The organism is Arthrobacter humicola (genome assembly GCF_022803015.1).
GTDB lineage: Bacteria > Actinomycetota > Actinomycetes > Actinomycetales > Micrococcaceae > Arthrobacter > Arthrobacter humicola_A.
Map to the genome: position 1 here is coordinate 1 of NZ_JAFKON010000023.1, position 11,561 is coordinate 11,561.

10 protein-coding genes are annotated in these 11,561 nt (G+C 63.5%); 8 read left to right on the plus strand and 2 right to left on the minus strand.

Annotated features, from left to right (window positions below; genetic code table 11):
* The coding region (locus ARTB_RS21140) for an L-serine ammonia-lyase, iron-sulfur-dependent, subunit alpha (protein ID WP_243182251.1) at positions 1-536 on the plus strand (536 nt) is incomplete at its 5' end.
* On the opposite strand, the gene ARTB_RS21145 is transcribed toward ARTB_RS21140, so the two are convergent.
* Positions 517-2,061 (minus strand): PucR family transcriptional regulator, encoded by a 1,545-nt coding sequence (locus ARTB_RS21145; protein ID WP_243182252.1) that lies wholly within the window; start codon positions 2,059-2,061, stop codon positions 517-519. The genes ARTB_RS21140 and ARTB_RS21145 overlap by 20 nt on opposite strands.
* A gap of 210 nt (positions 2,062-2,271) precedes the next feature.
* Between ARTB_RS21145 and speB the strand changes: the two genes are divergently transcribed.
* From speB to ARTB_RS21180, 7 genes are all read left to right on the plus strand, one after another.
* Complete coding sequence (gene speB / locus ARTB_RS21150; RefSeq protein WP_243182253.1) at positions 2,272-3,276, plus strand: agmatinase; 1,005 nt, start codon at positions 2,272-2,274, stop codon at positions 3,274-3,276.
* 180 nt (positions 3,277-3,456) lie between these two features.
* Positions 3,457-4,929, plus strand: a complete 1,473-nt coding sequence (locus ARTB_RS21155) for a purine-cytosine permease family protein (RefSeq protein WP_243182254.1) — start codon at positions 3,457-3,459, stop codon at positions 4,927-4,929.
* A gap of 155 nt (positions 4,930-5,084) precedes the next feature.
* Positions 5,085-6,599 carry an aminobutyraldehyde dehydrogenase gene (locus ARTB_RS21160; RefSeq protein WP_243182255.1) on the plus strand — a complete coding sequence of 505 codons (1,515 nt, stop codon included), beginning with the start codon at positions 5,085-5,087 and terminating at the stop codon, positions 6,597-6,599.
* Between the two features lie 28 nt (positions 6,600-6,627).
* Complete coding sequence (locus ARTB_RS21165; protein ID WP_028277056.1) at positions 6,628-7,923, plus strand: D-arabinono-1,4-lactone oxidase; 1,296 nt, start codon at positions 6,628-6,630, stop codon at positions 7,921-7,923.
* A gap of 107 nt (positions 7,924-8,030) precedes the next feature.
* Positions 8,031-8,789 carry an SDR family NAD(P)-dependent oxidoreductase gene (locus tag ARTB_RS21170; protein WP_243182256.1) on the plus strand — a complete coding sequence of 253 codons (759 nt, stop codon included), beginning with the start codon at positions 8,031-8,033 and terminating at the stop codon, positions 8,787-8,789.
* A 37-nt stretch (positions 8,790-8,826) separates the two neighbouring features.
* Entirely contained in the window at positions 8,827-9,750 is a 924-nt protein-coding gene (locus ARTB_RS21175; RefSeq protein ID WP_243182257.1) for an NAD-dependent epimerase/dehydratase family protein, read from the plus strand.
* A gap of 39 nt (positions 9,751-9,789) precedes the next feature.
* Positions 9,790-10,668 carry a polysaccharide deacetylase family protein gene (locus ARTB_RS21180; RefSeq protein WP_243182258.1) on the plus strand — a complete coding sequence of 293 codons (879 nt, stop codon included), beginning with the start codon at positions 9,790-9,792 and terminating at the stop codon, positions 10,666-10,668.
* Between the two features lie 28 nt (positions 10,669-10,696).
* Here the strand turns inward: ARTB_RS21180 and ARTB_RS21185 are convergent, their stop codons facing one another.
* Positions 10,697-11,533: a hypothetical protein gene (locus tag ARTB_RS21185; protein WP_243182259.1), complete on the minus strand. Its 837-nt coding sequence runs from the start codon at positions 11,531-11,533 to the stop codon at positions 10,697-10,699.
* Positions 11,534-11,561: the final 28 nt, after the last annotated feature.

Genomic DNA, 11,561 nt, shown 5'->3' on the forward strand with positions numbered 1-11,561 from the left:
CCCCCACCAACGGCGCCGCCGGGATCATCCCGGCCGTGCTCTACTACGCGCTGCACTTCGTCCCCGGCATGGACCAGGCCACCCAGGCCGACCGGGACGACGTGGTGGTCAAGTTCCTGCTGACCGCCGGCGCCATCGGGGTGCTGTACAAGGAGCAGGCCTCGATTTCCGGGGCGGAGGTCGGCTGCCAGGGCGAGGTGGGCTCGGCGTCCTCGATGGCCGCCGCCGGCCTGGCCGAAGTCATGGGCGGCACGCCCCAGCAGGTGGAGAACGCCGCGGAAATCGCGATGGAACACAACCTGGGCCTGACCTGCGATCCGATCGGCGGGCTCGTGCAGGTCCCGTGCATCGAACGCAACGCGATCGCCGCCGCGAAGGCCATCAACGCCGCCAAAATGGCGCTCTGGGGCGACGGCACCCACCGGGTCTCCCTCGACGAAGTCATCGTGACCATGCGCGAAACCGGCAAGGACATGAGCTCCAAATACAAGGAAACCGCCATGGGCGGCCTCGCCGTCAACGTCGTGGAGTGCTGACCTCAGCCGTCGGCAGACGCCGCGGATTGCCCTGGAGGTCCATGGCTTCATGGATCTGCAGGGCAAACCAGAGTTGCGCCAGCGTGGAGGTTTCGGTCATATCAAGGCCTGTCAGCTCACTGATTTTCCGGATGCGGTAGATGATGGTCTGCCGATGCGCGAACAGGGCCGCCGCCGTTTTCTGCCAGGACCGTTGCATGTCAAGGAACGTCTTCAGCGTCAGGATGAGGTCCCCGTTTTCTCCCTGTTCGTATTCGAAAATGGGTCCGAGCAGCCGCTGGACCAGTGCGTTCCCTTCCTCAAAGCTGGTGAGCCCCAGCCACGAGGGTCCCTCGGCGTAGCGGACCAACCGCTCGCCGGTGCTCGATGCCGTCCCAAGCGCCCACATCGATTCCTGCAAAGCTCTCTGCGTTCCAGCGGCCGCGGAAGGCCGGCTGATCCCGATCCTCACGTCCAGGGGGGCGGCATGCCGCAGAAGATCGTCGGTGCAGTCTGAGGCGACAGCCAAGTGCAGTGTATTGAACCTGCGCTGGCACGCCGTCGGATACCCGTGTCGCCAAAGATCAACGTGGATCCCGGCCAGACTCTCGCCGTCCTCGCTCGACATCGAGATGATGAGGAATTCCCGTGTCGAAATCCCGAACTCAGGGAGCCGGCTTTCAATGTCGGCGATGCCCAGGCGCCCGTCGAAGGCCTGCAAAAGGAACTCCGCACCCAGCCGGCGCTGGTTCTCGAGGGACAGTACCGTCCGCGACAGCTCCAGTCCAAGGACTGTGGCCGCATGGAGCAGCACCACCGCATCCGGGAGTGGTTCGGATTTCGGCAGCACCACCAGAAGCGCATTGGCGTGAGTCGGAATATCCATCATGAGGAGGTGGCCGTCCCCCAAACGGTGCCACTGGAACTTCTTGCTGGCGACCGGCGACTTGCTGGTCAGCGGTTCAAGCTGCTGCCTGAGGTCCGGCGGCAGCGACTGGCCTCCCGGATGCCAGGCATGCAGGCAGCGTCGATCAACCACGAAGAGGTTGGCGTCGAGTTCAGCTTCGATGCCCAGGATCAGGCTTAGCCACTGGTTCTCAGATGGCCCCGCCAGCCGCAGCAAGTCATAGATGCGGGCCGTCTGACGCAGTCTGCGGGACTCCTCAAGCAGTGAAGACTCCGCGACCGAACGTGCGATGGCGATGAACGGCAGCGGGTAGGGGATGTTGATGACCGGCAACGGCAGGCGGTCACAGGCTTCGAGGAACTGGGGCTGGAGCTCAGGGGCATGCATCTGCTCGCCGATCGCCAGGGCACTGGCACCTGCGTTGACCAGTGCCTCGGCCAGCTCAACCTGCCCGTCGGGATCCGCGGGAATGGAGAGCCCGTTGGTCATCATGAGCTCGCCGCCGGTGATCCATTCCCACAAGCGCGGGAGGTCGGAGGTGTGGGCCCAGGTGACCCGGTTGCCCAGGCCCGCGGAGCCCGCCAGCAGGGTCAGGCCCAGCTGGGGTTCGGCCAGCAGTTCGGCCACGGTGATCGCCATGTGTGATTCCTGTTCGTATGTCCGGAGGCCATCCCCAAGCCGCTTATACACATGTATAAGCCCCTCGGTTATTTGTAGTCAATCGGCGCATGTACCGCGTGACGCCGATCACTAATAGTTAAGGCATAGACCTCAACCGGCGCAGAAGCTCAGCTCAGAGAAGGACATCTGCCAGGCCGGCTGAACCCAAGCAACTGGAGGACCCCTGTCATGACCACGCACAAGCCAATCGGCCCCGTCGACGCAACAAAAGTCCCTCGCTACGCGGGCCTGGGAACCTTTGCCCGGCTTCCTCAGATCGACCGCGTGCCGGACTATGACATTGCGATTGTCGGTGTCCCGTTCGACGGCGGTACCTCCTTCCGCCCGGGCGCCCGCTTCGGTCCGGCCGCTGTCCGTGAAGCGTCGCGGCTCCTGCGCCCCGGCTACCACCCGGAGCTCGACGTCGAGCCTGTGTACGAAGCCCAGGTTGTTGACGCGGGTGACATCGCCTGCACCCCCTACGACATCGGCCGTGCAGTCCGCGAGATCGAGGAGCAGGCCCTCCCGCTCCTCGGCGACGCCGGCTCCGGCAAGAGGCTCATCTCTATCGGCGGCGACCACACCATCGCGCTCCCGATGCTACGGGCGCTGAACAAGGTCCACGGTCCGGTGGCCCTGCTCCACTTCGACGCACACCTGGACACGTGGGACACCTATTTCGACCAGCCGGTCACGCACGGAACCATCTTCCGCCGGGCCTTCGAAGAGGGCCTTCTCGTCGAAGACAAGTCGATGCACGTGGGCATCCGCGGCCCGGTTTATGACCGCAACGACTTCCTCCGCGACCACGAGTTCGGCTTCCAGATCATCCGCTGCTCGGATCTGGACGTCATCGGGGTTCCGGCCGCGATCCAGCGCGTCAAAGAGCGGCTGGGCGACACCCCTGTCTATGTCTCCATCGACATCGATGTCCTCGACCCGTCCTACGCGCCGGGCACCGGCACTCCCGAGATGGGCGGGCTCCACTCCCGCGAACTGCTGGCCCTGCTCCGCGGACTGGACGGCATCAACATCGTGGGCGCAGACGTCGTCGAGGTCGCTCCGGCCTACGACCACGCAGACATCACCACACTTGCCGCGGCGACCCTCGTCTTCGACCTCCTCGCCCTGATGGTGAACCGCAGCAAGGCCTCCGCCAACGTCGCCCAAGAGCTGCAAGCCGCCACCGTTTGAGCCACAAAGGGCTGGGCATTGCGCCTGCTTTGTACATATGTACGAACAGGTTTACGGCGTCTATTCAATCGCCGGATTTCCACTGTGACAAAAGTCACGAATGATTGATACATCAGATCCCGTGCCCGACGAAGTGCCGGGACAGAACAAAGAGGTTCCCATGAACTCCAGGAACGCATCATGAGCACGCACCCCACTCAAGCCGTCGCGGCCGAGGTGCCCCGGCTCGAAGACAAGACGATTCAGCCCATCCCCGCCGACGAACGCCACGGCAAAGCACGGGACCTTTTCACCATCTGGTTCGGGTCCAACATCATGATCATGACCATCGTGACCGGGGGACTCGCGACCACGGTGTTCGGGCTCAGCTTTGTGCCCGCCATCGTCGGAATCATCATTGGAAACCTTGTCGGTGGCATCTTCATGGCACTGCATTCGGCCCAAGGTCCGCAGCTGGGCGTGGCGCAGATGATTCAGACCCGCGGCCAATTCGGTTCGTACGGGGCGCTGCTGATCGTTGTCATCGTGGTGGTCATGTACGTCGGGTTTTTTGCGGCGAACCTCGTCTTTGGCGGTCAGGCACTGGCCGCGGTCAGCCCGGGCATCAGTGTTGACGCAGGCATCATTATCATTGGCGTCTTGAGCGTCGTTGCCACCATCTTCGGCTACCGGCTCATCCACGCCTATGCACGCATCTTGAGCATCGTGGCCGGTCTGGCGCTGGTGCTGGCCTTCATCTGGATCTTGGCCGTCCACGGATTGCCGGCCAGCTTCCTGGACCAGGGAAACTTCAACTGGGTTGGCTTCATGGCCACCATCTCCGTCTCCGCCCTCTGGCAGCTCGCCTACGCTCCCTATGTTTCGGACTACTCCCGCTACATGCCGCAGGGCACCGGCTCGGGCCCGGCGTTCTGGGCATCCTACTCGGGCTGCGTCCTGGGAACACTCTTCCCGATGGTGTTGGGTGCCTTGGTGGGAACGCTTGCCCTGACACTGATCAGCGATGGCAGCAGCGTCGAAATAGTCGGGAGCCTGGGAGCCATGCTAGGTCCATGGACCATGGTGATCATCGGAATTTTCTGCCTCGGCGTTGCGGCGTCGAACGCCATGAACCTCTACTGCGGGGTCCTGTGCACGCTCACTATTGGGCAGACGTTCAGGCCGACCTGGTTGCCCCACGCCAAGACCCGGACCATTGCGGCCATCCTCCTCTTCACCCTCGCCCTCTCGATCGCACTGTTCGCCCGCGACAATTTCATCTTCTTCTACACGAACTTCCTCTCCTTCCTGATGTACGTCCTGGTTCCCTGGACGGCCATCAACCTGGTCGACTACTACCTCCTGCGTCACGGCGACTACCGGGTTGAAGACTTCTTCAAGCGCGACGGCGGGGTGTACGGAACGTTCAACTGGGTTGCGATCGGAGCCTATGTTGCCGGCGCACTGATCCAGGTTCCGTTCTCGGCAACAGCGATGTTCACAGGCCCCATTGCCGCAGCGATGAACGGCGTGGACGTCTCCTGGATTGTTGGCCTGGTGGTCGTTGCACCCCTGTACTACTTTGCGGCGCGGGTGTTCCGGAAGAGCGCGGAAGCAGCCCCCTTTCAGTCGCCTGCCTTCGCAACTGACCTGATTGAAGCGCCGCGGGCGTAACGCCCCCCCGGGCGTGCACCGCCCACCGCGGGCATACCGCCCGCCCCCAACACAAACTCCCGACGCCGAGACCGGCGCACCCCGGGCACATACCGCCCACCCCCACACCAAACTCCCGGCGCCGCGATCGGCGCAGAAAACAAAGGCGAAATATCATGACACTCACTGACACCGAGCAGTTCACAGTCCGACGCTCCGCAACGGAGCAAAGCAGCGCCGGACTCTTGCCACCAGTTTTGCCTCCGGCGGGGCACTTCATCGCTGGAGCGTTTGTTCCCGGCTCCTCGACTCAGCTGATCGACGTCGTAGATCCCACCACAGAGCAGGTCATCGCATCGGTTCAGGCCGGCACGGCCGCGGATGTGGACGTTGCGGTTGAGGCCGCCGTGGCGGCCCAGAAGTCCTGGGGCGCCACGACACCGAAGGAACGCTCCGAGGTGCTGTCCCTGATCGCCAACATCATTGAAGCCAACCGGGAGGCGTTCGAAATCATCGAGTCCGCCAACACCGGCAAACCGCGGACCGTCGCGGAGGACGATGTCTCCAGCACCATCGACACCTTCCGGTTCATGGCCGGAGCTTCCCGCACGCTGACGTCCATGGCAGGCGGCGACTACGCCACCGGACACACTTCGGTCATCCTCAGGGAACCCGTCGGCGTCGTCGGCGTCATCACCCCTTGGAACTACCCGCTGCTGATGGCTGCCTGGAAGATCGCGCCCATCCTCGCCGCCGGAAACAGCATCGTCCTCAAACCCTCGGAACAGACGCCGCTCTCGACGCTGAAGCTGGCAGAACTTGTCGCCGGACGCATCCCCGATGGCATCCTCAACGTCGTGACGGGTAAAGGCCGAACCGTCGGGCAGCGACTCTCCGAACACCCTGATGTGGCGCTCATTGCGCTGACGGGGAGCGTCGTCAGCGGACAGGCAGTCGCGGAGACCGCGGCCAGGTCTGTCAAGCGCGTCCATCTGGAACTCGGCGGCAAGGCCCCGGTTGTTGTCTTCGCCGACGCCGACCTCCGCGCGGCCGCCGCCGGCGTGCGAAACGCCGGCTTCTGGAATGCCGGCCAGGACTGCGGCGCCGCCTGCCGTGTGCTCGTGCACGAGTCCGTGGCCGAGGAGTTCACCGAACACCTGGTACGCGAAGTCAGCACGCTCGTCGTCGGCGCTCCGGGCGCAGGGGAAGACGTGGAAATCGGTCCCATGATTTCGCGCCCGCACTTCGAACGCGTGAAGGAAGCCCTTGCCGAGGCAAAAGCTGCGGGCCTGCAGGTGGCCATCGGCGGCTCGGCCTTGGAAGGCACCGGCTACTTCATTGAACCCACCGTAATCAGCAACGTCCCGGCCGGGGCGCATATTGCTACCCACGAAATCTTTGGCCCAGTCGTCACCGTCGAGTCCTTCAGCTCCACTGAAGAGGCCATCACCCGGGCCAACGAGAGTCCCTACGGGCTTTCCGCCTCGGTATGGACCCGGGATTCGAGCCTCTCGCTCAGGGTTCCGAAGCAGCTCGATTTCGGCACCGTCTGGGTCAATTCACACCTGGTGTTGGCCTGCGAGGTTCCGTGGGGCGGATTCAAGGGATCCGGCTACGGCCGCGACCTCTCGCTGTATGCCTTGGACGATTACTCCCGGACCAAGCACGTCATGATCAACCACGGCGCATGAGCGTTTAGACCAGCATCGGAGCCCAGCAATGACCACCACGAATCATCCCCACTCCGCGTCGTCGGCGCGGGCCGCAACCCCGTCCGCTCCGTTCGGGACAGACGTAACCTGGACCAACTGGGGCGGCAACCAGAGCGCCACGCCGGCCTTCACCGTCCGGCCGCGGAACGAACAGGAGGCGCTCGACGCCGTCCGGTTCGCCATCCGCGAAGGCCTCCCCGTACGTGCAGTCGGCTCAGGGCATTCGTCCTCACCGCTTGTCCAGACGGGCGGGGTCCTGATGGATATGTCCGCACTCTCGGCCATCACCGGAACCGACCTCATGGGGCGACGCGCGAGGGCCCTGGCCGGCACCACCATCAACGCCTTTGGCGATCCGCTGTGGGAGCAGGGGCTGGCACTGGGCAACCAGGGCGACATCGACAAGCAGCAGATCGCCGGGGCACTCGCGACCAGCACCCACGGCTCCGGAAAGAACCTGGGCAGCTTCTCATCAGCATTGCGCTGGGTCCGGCTGATCAACGGTTACGGCGAAATCGTCGAAATCGGCGAAGGGCAACTCCGCGAACTCAGGGCCGCCCAGGTCGCCTTGGGGACACTCGGAATCTTCCTGGAGGTCGAACTGGCGGTCGAGGACCGCTATTACCTGCAGGAGGAGATTACCTATCCCACGTGGGCGGAGACCGCAGCAACCTGGCAGGCCGACATCGACGGGAACCGGCACTACTCGTTCCTCTGGTGCCCGGACGACGATTCCTGTGAGCTCCTGGACCTGCCCGGTTCGCCGGGCCAGAGCATGGCAAACCGCAGCTACACCAAGCGGTACAACGTCGCCCAGGTCCAGGACGAGCGAGAAATTTCCCGCACGGAAGGTGCCCGGCTGGACCGGTCATACCGCATCTACCCGGGCGGATTCACCACACCGTTCCATGAACTCGAGTACTTCGTTCCCAGCGAACACGGCCTGGCGGCCGTCCAGGCCGTCCAGGATCTGATCCGCACCAAGCATTCCGACCAGAAGTACCCCGTTGAGGTCCGCTGGGTGAAAGCCGACGAAGGCTACATGTCCCAGTTCCAAGGACGCGACACCACCGTCATCACCCTGACCACCGAACCTGGGACCGACTACTGGCCCTTCTTCCGGGATGCGGATGCGGTGCTGCAGGAATTCGAGCCCCGCGCGCACTGGGGAAAGATCCATTTCATGACGAGGAGCCGATTGGAGCGTCTCTACCCGGAGCTTGACACCTTCATCCAGATACGCCGGGAGTTCGACCCCCGCGGCATGTTCCTTAACGACCACACTCGTGCGCTCGTTGGCTAAATCAGCCATCTGGGTCAAATCGGCAAATCCGGCGTATGCCCCGAATCGTGACCGGGGGCACTCTGCCGGCCTTGCCAGAACCAACGGGGAAGAGGGGAAGAGAAGACATGAGCCATTTTCAGGACAAGGCCTACCTTGTCACCGGAGCCAGCTCCGGCATCGGCCTCGCGACCACCCGCGCCCTTCTGGCGCAAGGGGCAAAGGTTGCAGCGGTTGGTCTCCCGGACCGTCTGCTTGAAGACGCACGACGCCAACTCTCGGGCGCTGTGATCTTCATCGAAGCCGACGTATCTGAGTCCCAACAGGTCGATGGCGCCTTCGCCCGGGCGGAAGCGGAACTCGGGCCCCTGAGCGGGGCCTTCAACGCCGCAGGAATCTCCAGTGTTGCGCCCATCGCCGAAACATCGGACGAGCTGTGGCAGAGACTGATCCGGGTGAACTTGACCGGCACTTTCCACTTCGCCAGGGCAGCGGCGCGAACGCTCTCGGCCAACGGCGGTGGATCGCTGGTCTGCACTGCCAGTGAGCTGTCACTCGTCGGCCAGGCAGGCTACACCGCATACACCGCGACCAAAGGCGGCGCCCTGTCGATGATGCGGTCACTGGCCGCCGAACTCGCACCGGCCGGCGTCCGGGTCAACGCACTGTCGCCGGGCACGACAGATACCCCGATGCTTGCGGCCGAGTTCGCGAACGAAGCAGAACGCGCCCGGGACGAAGTGTCCGTACCGCTTGGCCGGTTCGCCCTGCCTGAGGAGATTGCAGCGGCGGCCCTGTGGCTGTTGGGTCCTGAATCCTCCTATGTCACGGGAACCAACCTTGTTGTCGATGGTGGTCGAACCACGACGTTCCCGCTTGGGCATTGAATCCCACATCCAACGCACCTACTGAAAGGCAAATCACATGAGCTCTGTTCTGGTCACAGGTGGTGCCGGATTCACCGGACGGCACATCGTCAACGAACTCGCCGACGCCGGTCATCAAACAGTCAGCTACAACCGGGACTTCATCGAGGCGCCACGCCCCGACGTCGTTTCCGTCCAGGGTGAACTGTTCGATATCCCTCGTCTCCTCGAAGTATTCAAGGAGCACGACGTCGACACCATCGTCCATACCGCCGCCATATCCCACCCGACCTATTCCCTGAGCTTTCCCCTGGCTACGTTTGCTGCCAACGTCGAGGGAACGGTGGCGGTTTTCGAGGCGGCACGACTCCACGGCGTCAAACGGATCATCAACTTCTCTTCCGAGTGCGTGTACGGAAAGACCTCAGCAGCGGTGGTTCTCGAATCGGAGCCAGTAAATCCGACGACGCCTTACGCCGTGACGAAGGTTACCGGGGAATGGCTCGGACAGGTCTACGGCGACAGGTATGGAGTCGACGTCATCTCCCTGCGCATCGGCCAGGTTTACGGACCCGGAAACCGCATGGATGAAGTCATGAGGGACATTATGCGCGGCGTAGTCCGCGATGGTTCATTCTCACAGGACCACGGGGCCGACCACCGCTACAACCTTGTCTACGTCCGCGACGTCGCCCTTGCCGTCCTGGCGGCAGTCCAGGCACCAGAAACGGCCTCGGCCAGGCCCCTGGCCTACAACATCTCCGGCAGCGAGTACTGGACACTCAGCGACGTCGTCAAAGAAGTTCGAATCGCATTCCCGGACGCCACCGTGGAGATCGGGCCCGGGACGGATCCAACCCTGGATTTACAGGGCCACTTCAGCATCGCTTCCGCCGCCGCGGATCTCGGCTACGAATCGGTCTGGCCGCTGCAGCGGGCCCTCGGCGACTACGCCGACTGGCTCTCCACCCACGACTTCTGACCCCTTTCTTCTGACTCATTTCTTCTAAGAGGGACGAACATGACAATCGATAAAAGCGGCTGGAGGCAGGGGGCGGCCTGCGTTGCCGCGTTGACCTTCGACGTCGACGCCGAGTCCCCCGTCCTGGCCGCCGGCCGGCGCTACGCCGACAATGCGATGGCGATGACTCACCAGGCGTTCGGACCCAAGGTGGGTGTTCCCCGGATTCTCCAGATGTTGAAGGATGTGCAGCAGCCGGCGACATTCTTCATTCCAGGCGTAACCGCGGAGCGATATCCCCGCATGGTGGAACAGGTCCTGGAGTCGGGTCATGAGATCGCGCACCACTCACACACTCACCGCACCGCGGTGAACATGAGTTTCGACGACGAACGCGCCGACTTCGATCTGGCGCTTGCTGCACTTGGGCGTTTCGGCATTTCTCCAAAGGGGCACCGCGCCGCATTGTGGGAGCCCTCGTGGCAGACACCGTCGCTGGTGGCTGAATACGGGCTGAAATACGATTCCAGCCTGATGGATGCGGACGTCCCCTATCTCATCGAAACCCCCGCAGGCACAGTTGCGGAGCTCCCCCCACATTGGAGTCTGGATGACTGGGAGCAGTATGCCTTCCTTCCGGAACCCAAGATCGGTGAAATCATCCAGTCGCCACTTGTCGTGGCGGACATGTGGATTCATGAGATCGACGCAATGCGACGTCATGGTGCTCTTTTCATGCTCACTTGCCACCCGTTCCTCACCGGGCGGGCAGGACGGCTGGAGGCGCTGCGGACCGTTATCGAAACTGCGCTGGAACGAGGCGATGTCCGCTTCTCGACGTGCGAAGCGCTCGCGGAAGCGGCACTCGGTGACCCTGCATTGATTGCCGAGCCCCTCAATCCAGTTACAGCGTCCGAGGAGCTCTATCCGGACTACTGAATCCGGATTACTCAGCGGAGGCTGGAACTCAGATGCAGGACTTGTTGTAGTCGAAGCCGCCCGAGATGTACTGGGCCATGGTGACTTTCCCGCCGCCGGTCAGCGGCGCTGCCGAACACATGCTGCTGGCGTTTTGGAGGGAGCTCCCGCCGGCGAGCCAGCTTCGCTGGGCGTAAAGGCTGCTCGTCGAGGGCACCGTGCCGATGATTTGTGCCCATTGATAGCCGGTTGAGTAGAGCCCGGTTTTGGCGCCGATGCTGGCAAAGTAGGCGGCCATGCCCTCCAGATCAGCTCTGTTGGCGGCCTGGTTCGTTGACCAGGAGTTTTCGGTCTCGACGTCCAACCACCAGGTGTAGGAGGCCGGGTTCTTGACCCCGCGGATGTTGGCGTCGTCGTAGGCCTTGGCGTAACCGTACATATAGGAGCACGCCGAGCCGACCGAGCCCTTGGTGCACGTGCCGTACGGGTTGGCCACGGTCTTCCCGGCATACGTGTTGCTGGTGGGCCACCAGGAGCCGGCCGTCCCGGGGTTCCCGGTATTTACGTACAGGGCCACGAGGGGCTGCCCGGTCCCGCCGGTGGACGTGGCGGCCCAGGACAGCTGGGTGGTCAGGCACGAGTTGGTGTTGTTTGCCAGGCCGTTGTTCACGCCGATGATCGCGAAGCTCTGGCCCTTGGGCAGGGGTTTGCCGCACTGCGGCCAGGACACGTCGACGCCGGGTCCCGCGGGCGTGACAGCCGCTGTGCCGGCCGAGGTCTTCGCGGCGGTGGTGTAGCCGGTCTTGGTTCCGGTGACGGTGACGGTGAGGGCCTTGCCGGCCTGCGCCGCGGCCAGTTTGTAGGTGGCGGCGGTCGCGCCAATGATGACGACGCCGTTCGCCTTCCACTGGTAC

What these genes read in the sequence shown, in the direction of transcription:
- ARTB_RS21180 (WP_243182258.1), top strand. Translation starts at nt 9,790, where the DNA reads ATGACAATCGATAAAAGCGGCTGGAGGCAGGGGGCGGCCTGCGTTGCC.
- ARTB_RS21160 (WP_243182255.1), top strand. Translation starts at nt 5,085, where the DNA reads ATGACACTCACTGACACCGAGCAGTTCACAGTCCGACGCTCCGCAACG.
- ARTB_RS21170 (WP_243182256.1), top strand. Translation starts at nt 8,031, where the DNA reads ATGAGCCATTTTCAGGACAAGGCCTACCTTGTCACCGGAGCCAGCTCC.
- ARTB_RS21155 (WP_243182254.1), top strand. Translation starts at nt 3,457, where the DNA reads ATGAGCACGCACCCCACTCAAGCCGTCGCGGCCGAGGTGCCCCGGCTC.
- ARTB_RS21175 (WP_243182257.1), top strand. Translation starts at nt 8,827, where the DNA reads ATGAGCTCTGTTCTGGTCACAGGTGGTGCCGGATTCACCGGACGGCAC.
- speB (WP_243182253.1), top strand. Translation starts at nt 2,272, where the DNA reads ATGACCACGCACAAGCCAATCGGCCCCGTCGACGCAACAAAAGTCCCT.
- ARTB_RS21145 (WP_243182252.1), bottom strand. Translation starts at nt 2,061, where the DNA reads ATGGCGATCACCGTGGCCGAACTGCTGGCCGAACCCCAGCTGGGCCTG.
- ARTB_RS21165 (WP_028277056.1), top strand. Translation starts at nt 6,628, where the DNA reads ATGACCACCACGAATCATCCCCACTCCGCGTCGTCGGCGCGGGCCGCA.